This is a genomic window from Mammaliicoccus sp. P-M58 (assembly GCF_022386165.1).
Lineage (GTDB): Bacteria > Bacillota > Bacilli > Staphylococcales > Staphylococcaceae > Mammaliicoccus > Mammaliicoccus sciuri.
Window position 1 is genome coordinate 58,442 of the sequence record NZ_JAJNJI010000005.1, and the last position, 19,741, is coordinate 78,182.

Here is a 19,741-nt window from a genome sequence, read left to right on the forward strand (position 1 = left end):
TTATGCAAATCATAAATTTAGGATCTAAAGAGGAAGCATGTCACTATGTTGCGAATGAGTTATTAAAGCAAATTATTTCAAATAAAAAAAGTGTACTTGGATTAGCAACTGGTGGAACGATGGTTCGTGTATACGAACAACTTGTGAATCTGATTAGAATTAATGAAATTGATTTGAGTGAAATCACGACATTTAATTTAGATGAATATATTGGTATCGATTATGATCATCCAGAAAGTTACTACACATATATGCATGACGTGCTATTTAATCATTTACCATCTTGGAACGAATCACATATACATTTACCAAACGGTTCGGCAGAAGATTTAGAAGCAGAAACAAAACGTTATGAAGCATTATTAGATCAAGAAGGACCAATAGATGTTCAAATTCTTGGTATTGGAGAAAATGGTCATATTGGTTTCAATGAACCAGGAACTTCATTTGATAGTTTGACAAGTATTGTTGATTTAACAGAGTCTACAATAGAAGCGAATAGTAGATACTTTGAAACGATTGAAGAAGTCCCAGAGCAAGCCATTTCTATGGGGATTCAATCTATTATGAAAGCTAAACGTATTATTCTATTAGCTTATGGACCGAAGAAAGCAGAAGCGATTAAGCGATTATTAACAGGTGACATTACAACAGACTTACCAGCATCTGTTTTGTATAATCATCCTAATGTAGAAGTTATACTAGATAATAATGCGTATTTAAGTGAAGAAGACGACATTTAGAGTAATAAGTCGTAGTAAAAATTCACTTGAATGATGATACTCTTTAAAGTACAATTACAACTGAGATTAGCCTCAAGAAATGGCGGGTGGAATTATTGGAAACAATGCGCATTTCATTTAACGATGAAGCGGTTTTAGATTATTGTAATATAATGGGATATCAGTACTATGAAGAAGTACCAGTTCAATACTTATTAAGCATACTTCGAGAGTTTAATAGTTTTAAGCCATTTATGAGAAATGATACAAAACTTAAACAAATTAAAAGTGAGTTTGAACAGATAGAACGTATTATGACATTGGAAAATTACATCGCAGAATTAAAATGTTTAAATGAAACTAAAGAGGGAGATAATGCATTTTATCAATATCAAATGACATTATTTAAGAACCGTAAAGAAGTGGCGAAAGTCACAGCAGAATTTAGTATCATGAAATCATAATATAAAAGCTGTACGCATGTGCGTATCGTATTGAATGAAGCCGAGACATGAAATGTTGTCTCGGCTTTTGCTTATATTTAGGCATTGGTTGTGAGAAATTCATGTGGTGGACTCTTGTCGTTATTAGCAGTTTTGGCTGAAGGTGTAAATAGTGGTGTCCATGTTTACAGTTGTTACGAGTTTTGTAATTAAGGAGGTCCATAGTGACACTTCAACCGAGTTTTGTAACTATGGAGGCTGTTATGAACAAGTTTAGGCAGAAGTGTTCACAACACCCTCGTTATGAACAAGTTTGGCGAGAAGTGTTCACAACGCTCCCGCTATCCTCGTTACTCGCATAATTAACCGCCTCCTATCATTCTCACAAAAAAATGCCAACAAAGTCTAAGACCTTGTCGACATTATGAAGTTGTACGCACACGCGTACAGCTTTTATTATACTTCTTCAGTATATACTTCTATTTTTTCGATACGGTTTGAAGCGCCGTGATCTACTGGACCTACGAAGTCGTTCATTTTCCAACCGTTTTTAATAGCTGATGCTACGAATGCTTTTGCATGTATGATTGCATCTTCTGGTGATTCGCCGTTTGCTAAGTTAGCTGTTGTTGCTGCTGCGAATGTACAACCAGCACCGTGGTTATAACTTGATTGGAATTTATCTGTTGATAATAAGACGTGCTTTTGTCCGTCGTAATATAAGTCATAAGCTTTATCTGATTCTAAAGCTTTTCCACCTTTAATGACAACATATTGAGCACCTAGTTCGTGGATTTTTTCTGCTGCTTTTTTCATATCATCAATTGAAGTTAGTTTACCTAAACCTGATAGTTGTCCTGCTTCAAATAAATTTGGTGTAACGACTGTTGCTTTTGGTAATAGTTCTTTAATCATTGCATCAGTATTTCCCGGGTTAAGTACTTCGTCTTCACCTTTACATACCATTACAGGGTCAACTACGAAAATTTCAGCGTCTGCTTCGTCATATGTTTGACGTGCACGTTTAATAATTTCTTCAGAACCAAGCATACCTGTTTTAATTGCATCTGGTCCAATTGAAATAGCTGTGTTTAATTGTTTATCTAGTAAATCAAGAGGTAATGGTGTTACGTCGTGTGACCATGTTTGTGGGTCCATTGTAACGACTGCTGTTAATGCAACCATTCCATATGTGTCATGCTCTTGGAATGTCTTTAAATCTGCTTGCATTCCAGCTCCAGCACTTGTGTCTGATCCTGCTATTGTTAAGACTTTTTTTAATGCCATTGATGATTCCTCCCAATAATTCATATATTTTATCATATCACGTTTTTTAATTGTAAAAAATAGTTATGACCTTTTCTTGAGTGCTATGTTATCATTTTTATTGAGGTGAATAATATGGATTGGCAACAAATATTTCATAAAATAAAATCCGAACATGATTTTTCTGAAATGGAGTCATTTTTAGAAGAAGCATATAGTAGTAAGACGATTTATCCTGATAGAGAAAATATTTATCAAGCATTTGATTTAACACCTTTAGAGCATGTGAAAGTGGTTATTCTCGGGCAAGATCCTTATCATGGTCCTAATCAAGCACATGGCTTAGCTTTTTCAGTACAACCAGACGCAAAATTCCCACCTTCATTAAGAAATATTTATAAAGAATTAGAAGACGATATAGGTTGTAAGAGAACGACACCTCACTTGCAAGATTGGGCTAAGGAAGGTGTATTACTTTTAAACACCGTCTTAACAGTAGAAGCACATCAAGCACATTCACATAAAAATATTGGCTGGGAAATATTCACGGATGAAATTATTAAACATGTTTCCAGTGCATTAGAAGATGTTGTGTTTATACTTTGGGGTAAACCTGCACAATCTAAGATCAAGCTTATTGATACAGAGCGCCATCATATTATACAATCTGTACATCCGAGTCCATTATCGGCTTATAGAGGATTCTTTGGGTCTAAACCATTTAGTAAGACGAATGAATATCTTATTGCGAGTGGTAAAGAGTCCATTAATTGGTGTGGAGGTGACATTTAATGATAAGTAGATCACAATTAATTGCTGCAATAGAAGAAGAACTCGTTGCTGCTGACAATGCTTCCACAAATGAAGTCTTTAATCGCCACATGCACGCCATTCATACGTTAAGTGGATTGGTAGATAAAGAAGACGATTTAACGCACGATATTAAAGTAGAACAAAATATTTCTTCAACACCTAAACCAACACCAAAAGCAAAACCACAAATTTCAGATGAAGAAATTAGAAAAATGGGTGGTAAAGTGCGTAACGAACCATCTGTAAATAAAGCAGAAAATCAATTAACAACAGATGATGGCATAGGTAACGGAGATTCAATATTTGATTTTTAAATAAGAAAGGGAGATAACAAATGAAATTATTTATTATAATAGGTGCAATTAATGCAATGATCGCTGTAGCAGCAGGTGCATTTGGGGCACATGGTTTAGAAAATAAATTATCGGCTAAATACTTAGATATATGGGGTAAAGCAACAACATACCAAATGTATCATGCACTCGGTTTAATTTTAATTGGTATCATTATGGGCACAACATCTATTAGTTTAAACGTAGCTGGATGGTTGATGACATTTGGTATAGTATTCTTTAGTGGTTCATTATATATACTTGCTGTAACACAAATTAAAATACTTGGCGCTATTACACCAATAGGTGGCGTATTGTTTATAGCAAGTTGGTTATTACTCGTAATTGCTGTTTGGAAAATTTAATTAAAGGTTAATTACGTTTCACGAAATTTATAGATAAGGGTGGAACATGTATGGCTAGGAAAAAGAAAGATTTATCAAGAGGAAATTTAGATCAGAACTTATCAGAAAAATTCGTATGGGCTATCGCTTACGGCTCAAGCATAGGTTGGGGTGCATTTATACTACCAGGTGACTGGATTAGTCAGGCTGGACCATTAGGTGCTTCAATCGGTATTTTTATCGGTGCATTATTGATGATAGTTATTGCAGTTAGTTACGGTGCATTAGTTGAAAAGTTCCCAGTATCAGGTGGTGCTTTTGCATTCGGATACTTAGGATTCGGTAAATATGTATCATTCTTCTCTTCATGGTTTTTAACTTTTGGATATATTTGTATCGTTGCTTTAAACGCCTCTGCATTTAGTTTGCTTTTTAAATTTATTATGCCGGGATTTTTAGAACAAGGTAAATTATATACAGTAGCAGGTTGGGATGTGTACATAACTGAAATTATACTATCGTCACTTATATTGTTAATATTTGCTTGGATAAGTATAAAAGGTTCTAGTTTTTCAGGAAGTCTGCAATATATATTCTGTGTGGTATTAGCAGTTGTTGTTATACTTTTATTTGCAGGATCATTTTTCACGCATGATTTTTCATTCTCAAATCTTAAGCCTGTTGTCAATAATGACATGGGATGGCTTGCCTCAATCGTTGTAATTCTGGCAGTTGCACCATGGGCATATGTAGGCTTTGATAATATTCCGCAAACGGCAGAAGAATTTAACTTCTCACCAAGTAAGACGTTTAAGTTAATCGTATTTAGTTTGATTGCCTCAGCGCTAACTTATGTGATGATGATACTCTTAACAAGTTGGTTATTTAAAGATGCATCATCTGTAGGTGGAGATTTATGGGTGACAGGTTCAGTCGTTCAAGAAGCTTTCTCGTTTGTTGGTTTAGCAGTATTAATCGTCGCAATATTGATGGGGATATTCACAGGATTGAACGGATTCTTTATGAGTTCAAGTAGATTGTTATTCTCTATGGGTAGAGCATCTGTTATGCCAAGCGTCTTTAAAAAGTTACACCCAAAATATAATACACCGTATATCAGTATTATATTTATTTTAGTATTGGCACTTGCAGCACCATGGTTAGGTAGAACAGCGTTAACATGGATTGTAGATATGTCATCAACAGGTGTTTCAATCGCTTATTTCATAACTTGTTTATCAGCATTCAAACTATTTTCATACGATAAACGAAGCATGATGTATCATCCAAAATACAAAACATTTGCGATTATCGGTGCGATTATTGCTGGTATATTCTTAGGTTTATTACTTATCCCAGGATCACCAGCAAGTTTATCATTACCTTCTTATATCGCGTTGTTCATTTGGTTAGTGCTTGGTATTGTATTCTTTATGATAAGATACCCATCACTTAAGAAAATGACGAACGATGAATTAAACTATTTAGTATTAGATAAGACAAAAGAAGAAATGATAGACCTAGAAGCCAAAACAGAAGTGAAAAAATAAATAGATAGTAAACCAGACTAGCGAGAGACGTTAGTCTGGTTTTTTGTTGGTGATATTTTGTTATAAAAAAATTTTGTACTAAGCTTTTTGTGAAAATATTTTATTTTTGTTTTATAGAAGGTAGCATTCTGTATTTGAGATAGGTATAATGTTCATCAGTGTTTGAAAACGATTTCTAATGAAAAATATAAGGTTTTAGGGGGAACGATGATGTTACAGTTTGATGCTGTCACAACTTTAGCTATAGCATGTGTCTTACTTTTATTAGGTGAGGGTATTGTAAATAAAGTTTCTATATTGAGACGCTTATGTATTCCTGCGCCAGTAATAGGTGGCTTGTTATTTGCTATTGTAGTTGCTATTTTACAATCATTAAATGTCATTACAATTAAATTAGATTCTGATTTTCTACAGGACTTCTTTATGTTGGCATTCTTTACAACAATAGGTTTAGGTGCTTCATTAAAATTATTGAAACTTGGTGGAAAAGTACTGATTTTATATTTTGTTTTTTGTGGAATTTTAGCATTTTGTCAAAATGTAATCGGTGTTTCATTATCTAAAGTATTAAATATTCCACCACTACTTGGCTTAACTGCTGGATCAATGTCCATGGAAGGTGGTCATGGTAATGCAGCGGCATACGGTAAGACTTTAGAATCATTAGGCGTAGACTCTGCGGTAACAGCGGCACTTGCAGCAGCGACACTAGGACTTGTTGCTGGTGGATTAATAGGCGGTCCTGTGGTTCGATATTTAATTAAAAAGTTTGATTTGAAACCAGGAGATGCTAAAGATACAGGTATAGATTTTAGCGAAGTGGAATATAACGAGAACTTACATAGTAGAATGAACCCTACAACAGTATTTATTGTTCAATTTACAATTATTGCAGTATGTATGGCGATTGGTACATATATTGGAGATGGATTTACGAATTTAACAGGAATAAATATTCCGGTTTACGTTGGCGCAATGTTTGTAGCAGTTATCATAAGAAACATCTCTGATTACGGAAACTTAAACATCATTGATATGAAAATTACTAACCAAGTAAGTGATGTTTCATTAAGTTTATTCTTATCAATCGCGTTAATGAGTATTAAATTAACAGAAATTTATCAATTGGCGCTACCGTTAACAATTATTGTATTAGTACAAATTGTATTTATTGTATTATTCTCAGTATTTGTCGTGTTTAGAGGACTAGGTAAAAATTATGATGCAGCAGTTATGATAGGCGGATTTATCGGACATGGACTAGGCGCAACACCAAATGCCATGGCTAACTTAGATGTTATAACTAAAAAATTCGGTGCATCACCAAAAGCTTATTTAGTAGTCCCAGTAGTTGGCGCCTTCCTAATAGATTTACTAGGCGTCCCAATTGTTACACTATTCATCAATATATTTAGTTAAATATAGGTGACAATGAAAGAGAGGTTTGGATATTATATTATGTCCCAGCCTCAATCAATAATATGGACCGATAAAATAAAATATCGACCCGAAAACGGTATTTACAGGCCGATAAAATAAATTATCGGCCTGTAAATGAACATCTTTAGCACTTAAAATATGAAGAGCCTGGAACTTCACTCAGTTCCAGGCTCTTTCTATATTATTTCAATTTAAAGAATGTATCTAATTCATCAATACTTAATATATTACCTACATAGAATGCTCCGAAGTCTCCATATCTAGCTGATACTTCGTCAAAACGCATTTCATAGATTAATTTCTTGAATTGTAACATGTCATCACTGAATAATGTTACGCCCCATTCGTAATCGTCTAGTCCTACTGAACCTGTAATAAATTGTTTTACTTTACCTGCATAACTACGTCCGATTAAACCGTGTGAGCGCATTAAGCTACGTCTATGATCCATATCTAACATATACCAGTTGTCTTCGCCGTCACGTCTTTTATCCATTGGGTAGAAACATACGTATTCTGAACGTGGTACTTCTGGATATAATCTTGCTTTTACATGTGGGTTTTCGTATGGATCTTCGTTAGAGTCACCTGCAAGATAGTTTGAAAGTTCTACGATTGATACGTATGAATATGTTGGAATTAGGAAGTCACTGATATCTAACTTGTTAAATTCATTTTCTAAGGCGTTTAATTGTTTAACGTCTGGTCTTAAGAACCATAACATTAAATCTGCTTTTTGGCCTGTTATGTTATAGAAAGCATGAGAACCTTCTTTATTATTATGAACTGTTTCCAACGCTTCAAGGAAAGTCTTGAATTCGCTGATCATTGTGTTTCGATCTTCTTCAGGTACAGTTTTTAAGCTTGCCCAATCAATTGCATAAAATAAATGTAAGCTGTACCAACCATCTAATGTTTTTGCTGCTTCGTTCATTTTACTTTCGCTCCTTTTAGAAAAGATATCTTCATTACAAGTCTATCATACTAGATAAGGTTGAAAGGACTCAACTTTTTACATTGTTGTGAAAGAAAGAATACTTAAATGTATTAATTGATATTGATTATCGATTTCAATTATTAGATAATGAAAATAGATTCCTTTTTAAAATAATTTTACAGGAGTATAAAGTTGTATAAATTAGAAAATGTTTCAAAAAAATATAATGACAATTTTGCTTTAAAAGATTTTTCTTTAACGATAGAACCAGGATCTGTTACAGGTATTGTCGGCAAAAGCGGTTCGGGAAAGTCGACGTTACTGAGATTATTGAATTTAATAGAACAACCAACAGAAGGGCGCATTGTTTTTGACGGGAAAGACACAGAAGCATTATCAAAGCGTGTTGTAAGGAAGTATAAAGAAAAAATAGGCATGGTATTTCAAAATTATAATTTGTTGAATAACCTTAACGTTCAGCAAAATATCGCTTTGCCTTTAAAAATTATTAATCAGCAAGATAAAGCAAAAGTAGATGAATTAATAGGGTTTGTTGGGTTAAATGATAAAAGGGATTATTATCCAGCACAATTATCCGGTGGAGAGAAACAACGTGTTGCATTAGCAAGAGCCCTCGTGAGAAACCCGGATATTTTATTGTGTGATGAGGCAACAAGTAGTTTAGATGAACATAACACGGAAATCATCATTAAGATGTTGAAGAAAGTAAATAAAGCATATAATATTACGATTATTTTTGTGACGCATGAATTGAGCGTTGTTAAACAATTATGTGAAGAAGTATGTGTTATGGAGGACGGTCAATTGTTAGAGGTTATGGATAATAAAGTAGTAAGTGTAGAAAGAAATACGAATTCTTATTTAGAGAATGTTAGGCAGAGTTTAGAAGAATGACATTTTTAGAGAAGATAAATTACTACTTACCAGAATTGATTCAGTCCTTACAAGAAACGTGCATCATGTTAGGTTATTCCATGCTCATCACTTTGCTAGTTGGACTACCTCTAGGCATCGCATTATTTTTATCAAACCCGAGTATTAAAGCTTTAAATATCAATTATTATTGGTCATTTAATTTCTTAATTACATTTATACGTTCATTCCCGTACTTACTATTTGTAATCAGTTTAATTCCGCTTACACGTATGATTTTAGGGAGTGCGTTCGGTCCATACCCATCGATTATCCCTTTAAGTATTGTAGGTATCGCGATATTTTCAAGATTGGTTGAGCAAGTATTATTAGATATTCCTGGTGATATTAAAGTCTTGGCAGAATCTCTAGGTGCAACAACATTTAAATATATTTGGAATTTCATATTAGTTGAATCACGTAGCGGCATTATATTGGCATATACAACGACGACAGTAAGCATGGTGTCTTATTCAACAGTCATGGGTATTGTTGGCGGTGGTGGAATAGGTGATTTCGCAATCAGATACGGTTACCAAAGTTATGAAAATGAAATCATGTATTTCTCAATCATCATCATCATTATCAGTGTGTTTATCACACAAATGTTAGGAAACTTTATAGCTCGAAAAATAGATAAAAGAAAGTAGTGTAGAAATGAAAAAAAGTTTATTTGTTATGTTATTAATGTTAAGCATTATCATCGCAGGCTGTGGCGCGAATAAAAAAGATAATGAAGACAAAGTCATTAAAGTAGCTTCTCAAGCACCACCAATGACAGACGTCGTTAAAGAAGCAGCAAAAGAAGCTAAAAAGGACGGCTGGGAAATTAAACTTGTCCAAGTGAATGACAACGTTGCTTATAACGATATGGTAAGTAGTAAAGAAGCGGATGCAAGCTTCGCACAGCATAAACCATTTATGGAAAAATACAACTCAGAACGTAAAGCAAATTTAGTAGCGATTCAACCGATTTATGATGCAAAAGTTGGTTTTTATTCTAAAAAATATAAAGACATCAATGACATTCCAAAAGGTACAAAAGTAGCGATACCAAATGATATTTCAAATGAAGGTAGAGCATTAGCGATTCTTGAAGAACAAGGTCTTATTAAATTGAAAGACGGCGTTGGTGTAAATGGCACTACGAAAGATATCGTCGAAAATCCTAAAGATTTCAAATGGTTGAAAGTAGACTTACTGAACTTAGCAGAAACGTATAGTGAAAAAGATGTATCACTTGTCTATAACTATCCAACTTATATTTCTAAAATTGGCTTAAAACCAGCTGACGCACTGTTCTTAGAGAAAAACATTGATTCACGATTCTCAATTCAACTCGTTGCAAGAGAAGATAATAAAGACTCAGAAAAGATTAAAGAATTACATAAAGTTATGAAAAGTGATGCAGTTAAAAAATATCTAAAAGAAAAACATGAAGATACGCTAATTCCATCATTTTAAAATAAAATAAGAGGTGTAGAAATGAAAAAAATATTAAGTTTTGTATTATGTTTAGCGTTATTGTTAGCAGCATGTGGTAATAAGAACGAAGCATCAAGTAGTAAAAGTGACAGTAAAGAACGAACATTTACGACTGAAAGCGGAGATAAAGTAAAAATTCCTAAAAATCCAAAGCGTATTCTATTACTGACAGCTAACTATGGTAACTTGAAAAAATTAGGTGTAGAACCAGTAGCGATCACAAGTGTATTCCCAGATTCTAAATATTTAGATATGAAAGATGTTAAGAAAATAGATCCAGAAGATGTTGAAGCGGCAGCGAAGCTTAAACCAGATTTAATCGTAACGTATAAAGAAAATAAAAATAATAATAAACTTTCAAAAATAGCACCAACTGTATCACTAAAAGTACAAGACACAGATTATAAACAAACGCATATCGAATACGGTAAATTAGTGAACAAAGAAGAAAAAGCTAAAAAACAAGCAGACGAACTATCAGATAAACTTTTAAAAGACGGTAAAGAAATTAAAAAACATATCGGAGCAGATAAAACAGCTTCAATTATGGACGTACAAGCAAAAGATATTTATCAGTTCGGCGCAAGATTCGGTCGAGGTAGTGACGCATTATTCGATGGTTTCAAATTAAAAGAAGATCCAGAAGCTAAAAAAGCAATGCCAAAAGAAAAATTCATGAAAGTACCTCAAGAAAAATTTAACGATTATTCAGGAGACTACTTATTTATACCAACACAAGACGGTAAAAAACCAAATAATGAATTTACAAATTCAACTATATGGAAAAATAATAAAGCAGTGAAAAACAATAACGTCATTTACTACACAAGTAATGAAGCATTATACGGAGATTTAATCTCAGTAGAGAAACAAGCAGAAACATTTAAAAAAGAACTATTAAAAAAATAAAGTAATATACAAAAAAGAAGCTCGAGTTGAGCTTCTTTTTTGTTATTTTATTATTCTATCTCTCTTCATATTACATTCATACAATACTCATACTATCTTTACATAGGGTTAAAATATGATTGATACACTTCTTAATAGATTGCTTTTTAAATCACTATAGGGTTAATTAGGAGGAAGTGTACATGTATAATCAGTCAATAGCAAAGAGATTCATTAGTGGTACGGCATGTATGATGTTATTGTTAGGGATTTCTACTTCTGGTACGGTTGAGGCGAGTGGTGCTGGTGGTTCGGGATCTGATTCGTCTGTTGTGAATCAACAATCTCATTCGAATATTAAAGTGATGTCACAGAAACCGGAAGTAGCGCCTGTACCTAAGAAAAATCAGCCGAATCGTATTATTACGAATTTTAATGGTGATACGAAAACAGAAATGGCTTTTAATTGGTATACGACAGATCAATTTAATGATGCTAAAGTTTGGGTGTCAGAGTCGGGTCAATTTGATGATGCACAATCGTTTGATGCAACTTCTAAAAAAGTGGATTCTAAATATGTTGAACGAGATAAGAACGGCAATTTCATCTTTGCGGATGTAGAAAAAGATGATGAAGGTGAACCTGTAAAAGATGCTCAAGGTAAAGAGAAAATAAATGGATATTATACAGATGAACATGCACAAGGTGCTGAATGGACACGTGGTGATAAACATGGGAAGTCTGAACTAATGACAGTTCCTGAATATAATTATAAAGCGAAAGCAACGGGATTAAAGCCGAATACTACATATTATTATCGCGTAGGTAGTGCAAGTGGTCCTCAAAGTGAAGTTGGACAATTTAAGACTTCTGGAAACAACGGCGATCCTTTCCAATTTGTACAGTATACAGATACACAAAATGCTTATTGGAATGAACACGTAAGAAATGAAGCACAATTTGGAGCAGATACGTTAAGCAATGCTATTCAAACAGCAGGTAATCCAAACTTCGCATTACACACAGGAGACTTTGTAGAAACTGCAGAAATTGAAGATGAGTGGTTAGATTTATATGATCAATCACGTCCATCATTTATGTCACTACCTGTAGCTTCTGCACCTGGTAACCATGACGAATATGCGTTAAGTGAAGATGATGAAAAATTACTGACAAAGTATAACGAACATGTCAATGTACCTAAAGAAAACAATGCGGTCAATGGTGGATCTTATTATTCGTTTGATTATAATGGTGCACATATGGTTGTCGCTAATACGAATGATAATAAGAAATCTAAAGATAATCCTGAAGAAAAAGCAATTGGCAAAGAACAAATGGAATGGATTAAACAAGATATTAAAGATGCCAGAAAGAATGGCTCTAAATGGGTTATCTTAAACCTGCATAAACCAATGTATTCTAAATCGTATCATGCATTATCAGATGAAGATGTTGCTAAAATACGTGACGAACTGACTCAACAAATTGATGATTTAGATGTGGATTTAGTATTACAAGGTCATGACCATGTGCTTTCTCGTACGAAACCACTAGAACATACATCGACTAAAAATAGCTTTGTAAATGCTAAGAAAGAAGATGCCAAACAAATTAGAGGTCAAGATAACATCACATATTATGACAACCCAGAAGGTTCAGTCTACGTACTGCCTAATACAGGTGGTACAAAAGCGTATGACAGTATATACGACCGTCCTTTAGAACATATTAAGAAAGTTAGACCAGAGCTAGAAGATTTAACTCAAGAACAATTAGATCATTATAATAGTTTATTTGCGATAGGCGAGCAACCTCATAAGACAGATGCTTTTAATGATAGTCATGAAAATAATCGTGATTCATCTGATCAGAACTTCTCAGTTTATGATGTATCTGAAGGTAAATTAGTCGTTAAAATTTATCAATTACATGGCGATATTAGTAAAGGTGAACAAAGAACAGTTAAATTAGTTGATGAATTCGGTATTAAAAAAGACTAAGCATAGATTTTAAAGTTAAATAAATATCCATAAGGCGTCTCCTTCAAATATGATGATATGGAGGCGCCTATTTGTTAATAGAAGGAGCGGTTACTTTGCGACGAGTATTCAATTATTTAAGTATGGCCATTGTGATGATATTGATATTAAGTGGTTGTCAGAATGGTTCACAAGAAGAGACAAAGCAGCATAGTGAAACGAAACATGCAGAAACTAAGCAGATTAAACTTTCAGAGCAAGACAGAGATACATTGAAACAAGAGTTACTAAAAATTGCTGACGAATATGGCCAAGATCAACATAAAGCAGTATCTAATCGTTATTTTAGTCGAAACGAACAAATGGAAGGTGATGGCTATGCGATTAGTGACGATGGTGAAATACAAATAGCAGATCATGATAAACCAGGGAGGAAACATTTTAATATCCATAACGTTGTTGGATTAACGATGTATCAAAGCAAGCATAATCAAGGTGGTTATGATGAACGTGCACAAGATCTAACTAATATTCAAGGATACAGTAGTGTCGCTAAAATGGATCAACCGATTACGAAATATTTGTTTGCAGATAACGGTAAAGTATACGAATATCAATTCAAGCCAAATAGTGAACCATCACTATCTACAGGATTTGCAACTAAAGATTACAATGGTAAAGATCCAAACTTAAAACCAAACGAAAAATTTACAGTTTCAAAGGATAAAATTTTAAATAAAAAATGGAAAATGTTGCTTTCAGAATATAAATGATAATATTTTAAAAATATCCAACATAAATTCACAGTTTAGATACGTGAAAATTTATGAAAAAATGTTATAATTGTGAATGGAAAAATAATAGCAATCATATATAGGAGGCAATTATGTCTAATTTACTTAATGTTCTAAGCGACAAACTAACAGGTAAAAATGTACGTATCGTATTACCAGAAGGTGAAGATGCGCGCGTATTAACAGCAGCAGTTAAATTACAAGCTACAGATTTGGTTGCACCAATCGTACTTGGTAATGAAGAAAAAATTAAAGAAACTGCAGCGGGTGCAGACTTATCAATCGATGGTCTTACAATCATCAACCCAGAAACAAGTGAACTAAAAGCAGATTTAGTAGAAAAATTTGTTGAACGTCGTAAAGGTAAAGCAACTCAAGAACAAGCTGAAGAATTGTTAAATAACGTTAACTACTTCGGTACGATGTTAGTTTACACAAATCAAGCTGATGGATTAGTAAGTGGTGCAGCGCATTCAACTGCAGATACTGTACGTCCAGCATTACAAATTATCAAAACAAAACCAGGCGTTACAAAAACATCTGGCGTATTCTTCATGACTAAAGGTGAAGAACAATATGTATTCGGTGATTGTGCAATTAACCCAGAACTTAATGCACAAGACTTAGCTGAGATTGCAATCGAAAGTGCTAAGACTGCTCAAGCATTTGGTATGTCTCCAAGAGTAGCAATGTTAAGCTTCTCAACTAAAGGTTCAGCTAAATCACCTGATACTGAAAAAGTATCTGAAGCAGTTTCTATTGCTCAAGAGAACTTAAAAGAAACAGATTTAAAAGATGTTGTATTAGATGGTGAATTCCAATTTGATGCAGCAATCGTACCAGAAGTTGCTGCTAAGAAAGCACCAAATTCTGAAATTCAAGGTGATGCAAATGTATTTATCTTCCCTAGCTTAGAAGCGGGTAATATTGGATACAAAATTGCACAACGTTTAGGCGGATTTGATGCAGTTGGTCCTGTATTACAAGGCTTAAACGCACCTGTTAACGATTTATCTCGTGGCTGTTCAGCTGAAGACGTATATAGTCTTTCAATCATTACAGCTGCTCAAACATTATAATCATGGCTAATTTGCAAGATTATTTTACACAAGAATGGCGATACATTGACCACACTTCAGGACTGCAGCCAATGCAGTCCTTTAGTTTCGATGATACATTTTGTGATCAAGTAGGAAATGATAAAAGTCCAAGTGTTGTTAGGACATGGATACACAATCACGTCGTGATATTAGGCATACATGATTCTAGATTACCTTATTTAAAAGATGGTATTGCATATTTAAATGATGTTAGAGGTTATAGTGCAATCGTAAGAAATTCTGGCGGATTAGGTGTTGTGCTAGATAAAGGTGTGCTTAATATATCTTTAATTTTTAAAGGTAAGCATGATGTATCCATTGATACAGGATATGAAGTGATGTTACGTCTTATTCGTGAAATGTTTAAAGAAGATACTAATGAAATTGAGAATAAAGAAATTACCGCATCATACTGCCCTGGTAGTTATGACTTAAGTATTCATAATCAAAAATTTGCTGGTATATCACAACGAAGAGTAAGAGGCGGTATAGCAGTTCAAATCTATTTATGTGTGGAAGGATCAGGCGCTGAACGTGCCGAAATGATGAAAGCATTCTATGAACATGCACTGAAAAACGAAAAGACAAAATTCATTTATCCGACTATCATACCTGAAAGCATGGCTTCATTGAACGAATTATTAGGCACTGAGTATACAACTAACGACATATTATTTAAATTATTAGGAAGTTTGAAAAATTTAGGTGCAACTTTGAATATGGATCCTGTCACAACAGAAGAATGGACATTGTACGATAAATATTTCGAAAGAATGATAGAACGCAATGATAAAATGATTCGAAATATGGAAAAACGATAAAATGACATTCTCAAACAACTGTTAAGGTGGTATAATAATTTATTGCAAAATTAACAATTAAGAAAGGTGGGGAAACAAATGCGAAATAAATTTCAAGTCTGCGATGATTGCCAAGCCGTTAACTTGCCATCACTTTTGAAAAAAATTAAAAAATTAGACCCAGAAGCTGAAATAGAAGTAGCATGCCAATCATATTGTGGACCAGGTAGAAGAAAGACATTCGCATTCGTAAATAACCGCCCATGTGCCGCTTTAACAGAAGACGAACTAATGGAAAAAATCCAAAAACAACTTCAAAAGAAACGCGATCCAGAAGAAGAAGAAAGATTGCGACTTAGAAATGAAGAACGAAAACGTCGACAAAAAGAATTAGACGAGAAGTTAAATAAGAAGTTGAAAAAGACACAGTCATAATATAAATATTAGCTATAATCCCCTCACTACAACATGTAGTGGGGGCTTTTTTCTACCATATTATATGTTTGCTAACTTTTTTAGTTCATCCATATTTAATATGTTATAGCTATTGTTCTCTTTTGCTAAATATCCTTTTTGTACAAAATCTGCGATAACAAATAATAAATGTCGATAAGATACGCCTAAGTATTGTGCGACTTGTGTATGTTTTTCTTCATATTTACCATTTTGTTCTGTAACTAAAATAAAAGAAGCGAGTCTTTTAGACAATGGATATGATTGATTACGTGTTGAAGTTCGAATGTTTTTCATGTTCTTATGTGCGATATAAGATAATAAATTTTTTAATAATACGGGATCCGTTAATAAAGTGTCTTTAAGTTCAATAAATGGTAATGCTAAACACCAACAATCTTCTATTGCTTGGACATTAAGGGGTGCGGCGTGTTCATCTATCAGTTCCATTTCTCCTATAAAAGAAGAAGGTGCAAAAAAATCGATTAAAGAAACTTGGCCATTTTCCATGTATTCGTATAATTTTGTCTTTCCTTTAACAAGATAAAATAAATATTCGGGTTTTTGAGTGTCTTGAATAATATGATCTTTTTGAGGAATGAAAAAGAGTTTTACGTATTGTTGAACATCGAATCCAAAGAGATCGAGATAATTGAATTGGTCTATTAAATCTTGTTTAAGTTTGTCGTTATGAATTTCTCTCAATATTTCACACCTCTTATATGATATTTCTCATACTTACTTTAATCTTTGCAGAAGTATAATACAAGAATAAAGAAAAGGCTTACAAAGAGGAGAGGAATTATAATGGAAAAACAAAAAATAATTTTAGATTGCGACCCAGGTCATGATGATGCAATAACGATGTTAATGGCATATATTCATCCTAATATTGATTTATTGGGTATAACAATTGTTTCAGGAAATCAAACGCTTGAGAAAACTGTTAAGAATGGTTTGAGTGTCGCACAACACTTGAATATGGACGTTAAAATATATAGTGGGGCATCTGAACCTTTAATGAGAGAACGTGTAGTTGCTGACAATGTCCATGGAGAAACAGGCATGGATGGTCCTGTATTTGATGCGTTAAATAGAGAACCCGAAGATAAAAGAGCGGTACAATTTATCATTGATACTTTATTAGATAGCGAAGGAGATATTACGCTAGTACCAACTGGACCATTAACAAATATTGCTTTAGCAATGAAATTAGAACCATCCATCACATCTAAAATTAAAGAAATTGTATTAATGGGTGGTGCATACGGTAATGGGAATTTCACGCCATCAGCAGAATTTAATATTTTTGCTGATCCAGAAGCGGCACATATCGTTTTTAAATCAGGTGTACCAATCGTCATGATGGGTCTAGATGTAACAAACAAGACACTATGTACACCTGAAATTATCAAACGTATGGAATCAACAAATAATAAAGCTGGGCAATTGTTTAGTGATTTAATGAACTTTACTTTAAAAACACAATTCCAAGAATTTGGATTAGAAGCAGGTCCATTACACGATGCAACAACAATAGGCTACCTCGTAAATAAAGACTTATTTGAAGTTCAAGATATGTACGTAGAAATCGACATTAATCGCGGACCAAGTTACGGACGAACAGTATGTGACGAATCCGACGTACTCAAAAAAGAACATAACGTTAAAGTAGCCAAAAACGTCAAAGTCGACGAATTCTTCGATCTTGTATATGAATGTATACGTATGTATTAAAGTATAAGAACATTGATTTTAGCTTGGTTTATTATGGAATTGAAAATTTCTTCATTCTTGTTTATTAAATGCAATCATAATAATACTTGAAATTAAAGGGACTATGAGGATTCTTGATATCTCTAATTCTCGTTGAAGTATACTTTCGAATACGATAAATACTATCATTACTGAAAAATAATAATAAAAATCCTTCATTTTTACTGATATTAAGATATATTAATAAAGTAAGCTTTTAACATAATTAATAAGTGTATTCACAATTACAAAAGTAAAAGATATTAAAGGAGAACATAAAATGATATTAGGAATGGCAGGACCAGTGTCTTTAATTGTAGTAATAGCTCTGATTGCTTTAGTTATAGGAATTATAAAAAAAGTGAAAAAATATTAATAATAAATAATATTTATACAAGTATTAATTAAATAATTAGAATCCCCAAAATCCCCAAAATCCTTTTGTCCATTGGATTTTGGGGTTCTTTTTTTATGTATTAGATTAAAGAATGTTTTACTTCTTGTTATCTAACTCATACTCGTTTTCTTCTTCGTCACTTTCATCACTATTATCAAATAATAAAAAGTAAACTATGATTCCAATAGGAACACCTAATAATGGTGTTGTGATTGTACTCATTACAACAATTATAAGAATTATCCATATTAAGTCTTCCGAATGCCATTTTTTATTTAATAACTTATCGATCACTTGTTTAATAGACATTTAATAACACCTCCATTTTGATTCTTCATTCTAAATATTTTACATACTTCTAATTATATTTATTTTCTCTTGTATAGTTTTTGATTTTTCTATAGATAAAGAAGTTAACTTGATATATGACAACACTTAATATGAGTATTACAACAATAAAAAGAATCGTTCCTAAAAAGCCTGAATAATTAAATATAGGGAATCTTTTGAGTAGTAAACAAGCTATCAAGAAAATAATACAGTTTAAAATCATAAATATCTTATTTTGTTCGAAACCTTTATATTTCATATGAAAAACTCCAATTATATTTCGAGTTATATATAATTTTAACGTATTTAAAGTATGAAATAAATAGAACTTAAAAGAATTTAATATAAAAAGGCTGTGTTCGTCAAAACACAGCCTACAAATTATAAATTCATAAAATATCTGTTGGAGTGAGGTGCTTTGCTTGAAGTCTTCGTGCGCCAAGCCTCATTTTGACCCTATAACGCACGATATCTAGAAGTCTTCGTGCACCAAGCCTCATTTTGACCCTATAACGCACGATATCTGGGAATCTTCGTGCGCACAGCCCTGCCAACACAGCCTTCAAACATCAGCTCACTCAAAATATTCCATTCAAGTTTAGATTCATAACTCTATTCCAATCTTCAAATGTGAGTTCTTCTGCTGTTACGTTGTATGTCATCCCTACTTTATTGACTAACATATCAATTTTGCCAAATTGTTCTATGACGCTATTGAGCATTTGATTTACCGATGTTGGATCGGTTATGTCTACTTTTAATGCAACTGTTTCAATGTCTTCGCTTTGTTTAATTCTTGAGAGTGTTTTGTTTATTGATGAGACGTTATGATCTGCTATGATAATTTGCACGCCTGCTTGTGCTAATGCTAATGCCATTGATTGACCTATTCCTATTGTGCCACCGCTAATGATTGCAACTTTACCTTGTAATTTGAAGTGCTCTAATATATTTGTCATATCATATCACCTTTGTAT

General features: G+C 33.2%; 23 protein-coding genes. 17 read left to right on the forward strand and 6 right to left on the reverse strand.

The features are described from left to right. Nucleotides 1–2 precede the first annotated feature (2 nt). The gene (gene nagB / locus LQ694_RS06765) at nucleotides 3–743 is read left to right on the forward strand and encodes a glucosamine-6-phosphate deaminase (RefSeq protein WP_135015363.1); all 741 of its coding nucleotides are present in this window, start codon (nucleotides 3–5) and stop codon (nucleotides 741–743) included. Nucleotides 744–847: 104 nt separating this feature from the next. Then, complete coding sequence (locus tag LQ694_RS06770) at nucleotides 848–1,186, forward strand: hypothetical protein (RefSeq protein ID WP_227532035.1); 339 nt, start codon at nucleotides 848–850, stop codon at nucleotides 1,184–1,186. Between the two features lie 435 nt (nucleotides 1,187–1,621). On the opposite strand, the gene thiD is transcribed toward LQ694_RS06770, so the two are convergent. Continuing rightward, nucleotides 1,622–2,452, reverse strand: coding sequence for a bifunctional hydroxymethylpyrimidine kinase/phosphomethylpyrimidine kinase (gene thiD / locus LQ694_RS06775; RefSeq protein ID WP_025904890.1), 831 nt, complete (start codon nucleotides 2,450–2,452; stop codon nucleotides 1,622–1,624). 114 nt (nucleotides 2,453–2,566) lie between these two features. On the opposite strand from thiD, the gene LQ694_RS06780 reads away from it, so the two are divergent. The 5 genes from LQ694_RS06780 to gltS all read left to right on the forward strand — a co-directional run bounded on the left by LQ694_RS06780 (nucleotide 2,567) and on the right by gltS (nucleotide 6,889). Then, complete coding sequence (locus LQ694_RS06780) at nucleotides 2,567–3,223, forward strand: uracil-DNA glycosylase (protein WP_065380844.1); 657 nt, start codon at nucleotides 2,567–2,569, stop codon at nucleotides 3,221–3,223. After that, nucleotides 3,223–3,558, forward strand: coding sequence for a DUF5327 family protein (locus tag LQ694_RS06785; RefSeq protein ID WP_048541406.1), 336 nt, complete (start codon nucleotides 3,223–3,225; stop codon nucleotides 3,556–3,558). The genes LQ694_RS06780 and LQ694_RS06785 overlap by 1 nt, the downstream gene beginning before the upstream one ends. A 20-nt stretch (nucleotides 3,559–3,578) precedes the next feature. Continuing rightward, on the forward strand, nucleotides 3,579–3,941 hold the full coding sequence (locus LQ694_RS06790) for a DUF423 domain-containing protein (protein ID WP_048541408.1): 363 nt from the start codon (nucleotides 3,579–3,581) through the stop codon (nucleotides 3,939–3,941). Nucleotides 3,942–3,991: 50 nt separating this feature from the next. After that, nucleotides 3,992–5,470: an APC family permease gene (locus LQ694_RS06795; protein ID WP_048541410.1), complete on the forward strand. Its 1,479-nt coding sequence runs from the start codon at nucleotides 3,992–3,994 to the stop codon at nucleotides 5,468–5,470. Nucleotides 5,471–5,680: 210 nt separating this feature from the next. Then, nucleotides 5,681–6,889, forward strand: a complete 1,209-nt coding sequence (gene gltS, locus LQ694_RS06800; protein WP_065380845.1) for a sodium/glutamate symporter — start codon at nucleotides 5,681–5,683, stop codon at nucleotides 6,887–6,889. A 202-nt stretch (nucleotides 6,890–7,091) separates the two neighbouring features. Here the strand turns inward: gltS and hemQ are convergent, their stop codons facing one another. Continuing rightward, complete coding sequence (gene hemQ / locus LQ694_RS06805) at nucleotides 7,092–7,844, reverse strand: hydrogen peroxide-dependent heme synthase (RefSeq protein WP_025904896.1); 753 nt, start codon at nucleotides 7,842–7,844, stop codon at nucleotides 7,092–7,094. A gap of 195 nt (nucleotides 7,845–8,039) precedes the next feature. Between hemQ and LQ694_RS06810 the strand changes: the two genes are divergently transcribed. The 9 genes from LQ694_RS06810 (at nucleotide 8,040) to LQ694_RS06850 (ending at nucleotide 16,264) form a co-directional block, all read left to right on the forward strand. Then, nucleotides 8,040–8,762, forward strand: coding sequence for an ATP-binding cassette domain-containing protein (locus LQ694_RS06810; RefSeq protein WP_065380846.1), 723 nt, complete (start codon nucleotides 8,040–8,042; stop codon nucleotides 8,760–8,762). Then, the gene (emtB, locus tag LQ694_RS06815) at nucleotides 8,759–9,430 is read left to right on the forward strand and encodes a metal ABC transporter permease EmtB (protein WP_070372912.1); all 672 of its coding nucleotides are present in this window, start codon (nucleotides 8,759–8,761) and stop codon (nucleotides 9,428–9,430) included. Before LQ694_RS06810 ends, emtB begins: the two co-directional genes overlap by 4 nt. Before the next feature lie 7 nt (nucleotides 9,431–9,437). Continuing rightward, nucleotides 9,438–10,244 carry a MetQ/NlpA family ABC transporter substrate-binding protein gene (locus tag LQ694_RS06820; RefSeq protein WP_025904899.1) on the forward strand — a complete coding sequence of 269 codons (807 nt, stop codon included), beginning with the start codon at nucleotides 9,438–9,440 and terminating at the stop codon, nucleotides 10,242–10,244. A 21-nt stretch (nucleotides 10,245–10,265) separates the two neighbouring features. Continuing rightward, nucleotides 10,266–11,174: an ABC transporter substrate-binding protein gene (locus tag LQ694_RS06825; protein WP_070369121.1), complete on the forward strand. Its 909-nt coding sequence runs from the start codon at nucleotides 10,266–10,268 to the stop codon at nucleotides 11,172–11,174. Nucleotides 11,175–11,356: 182 nt separating this feature from the next. Continuing rightward, nucleotides 11,357–13,156, forward strand: coding sequence for a purple acid phosphatase family protein (locus tag LQ694_RS06830; RefSeq protein ID WP_096790974.1), 1,800 nt, complete (start codon nucleotides 11,357–11,359; stop codon nucleotides 13,154–13,156). Between the two features lie 71 nt (nucleotides 13,157–13,227). After that, complete coding sequence (locus LQ694_RS06835) at nucleotides 13,228–13,908, forward strand: hypothetical protein (protein ID WP_204190472.1); 681 nt, start codon at nucleotides 13,228–13,230, stop codon at nucleotides 13,906–13,908. Between the two features lie 113 nt (nucleotides 13,909–14,021). Beyond that, complete coding sequence (pta, locus tag LQ694_RS06840) at nucleotides 14,022–15,008, forward strand: phosphate acetyltransferase (protein ID WP_025904903.1); 987 nt, start codon at nucleotides 14,022–14,024, stop codon at nucleotides 15,006–15,008. 2 nt (nucleotides 15,009–15,010) lie between these two features. Next, complete coding sequence (locus tag LQ694_RS06845) at nucleotides 15,011–15,850, forward strand: lipoate--protein ligase family protein (protein WP_037589955.1); 840 nt, start codon at nucleotides 15,011–15,013, stop codon at nucleotides 15,848–15,850. Between the two features lie 78 nt (nucleotides 15,851–15,928). Further along, nucleotides 15,929–16,264: a YuzB family protein gene (locus LQ694_RS06850; protein ID WP_025904905.1), complete on the forward strand. Its 336-nt coding sequence runs from the start codon at nucleotides 15,929–15,931 to the stop codon at nucleotides 16,262–16,264. 60 nt (nucleotides 16,265–16,324) lie between these two features. Here the strand turns inward: LQ694_RS06850 and yeiL are convergent, their stop codons facing one another. After that, nucleotides 16,325–16,987, reverse strand: coding sequence for a transcriptional regulator YeiL (gene yeiL, locus LQ694_RS06855; RefSeq protein ID WP_096790975.1), 663 nt, complete (start codon nucleotides 16,985–16,987; stop codon nucleotides 16,325–16,327). Between the two features lie 102 nt (nucleotides 16,988–17,089). On the opposite strand from yeiL, the gene rihB reads away from it, so the two are divergent. Then, a complete protein-coding gene (rihB, locus tag LQ694_RS06860; RefSeq protein ID WP_096790976.1) occupies nucleotides 17,090–18,019 on the forward strand; it encodes a ribosylpyrimidine nucleosidase in 930 nt (309 codons plus the stop codon). Between the two features lie 511 nt (nucleotides 18,020–18,530). Here rihB and LQ694_RS06865 read toward each other — a convergent pair. The 3 genes from LQ694_RS06865 to LQ694_RS06875 form a co-directional block, all read right to left on the reverse strand. Continuing rightward, on the reverse strand, nucleotides 18,531–18,743 hold the full coding sequence (locus tag LQ694_RS06865; protein ID WP_218696964.1) for a VraH family peptide resistance protein: 213 nt from the start codon (nucleotides 18,741–18,743) through the stop codon (nucleotides 18,531–18,533). A 49-nt stretch (nucleotides 18,744–18,792) separates the two neighbouring features. After that, nucleotides 18,793–19,023 carry a hypothetical protein gene (locus LQ694_RS06870; protein WP_218696963.1) on the reverse strand — a complete coding sequence of 77 codons (231 nt, stop codon included), beginning with the start codon at nucleotides 19,021–19,023 and terminating at the stop codon, nucleotides 18,793–18,795. Between the two features lie 319 nt (nucleotides 19,024–19,342). Further along, nucleotides 19,343–19,723, reverse strand: a complete 381-nt coding sequence (locus LQ694_RS06875; protein ID WP_070369115.1) for an SDR family NAD(P)-dependent oxidoreductase — start codon at nucleotides 19,721–19,723, stop codon at nucleotides 19,343–19,345. Nucleotides 19,724–19,741: the final 18 nt, after the last annotated feature.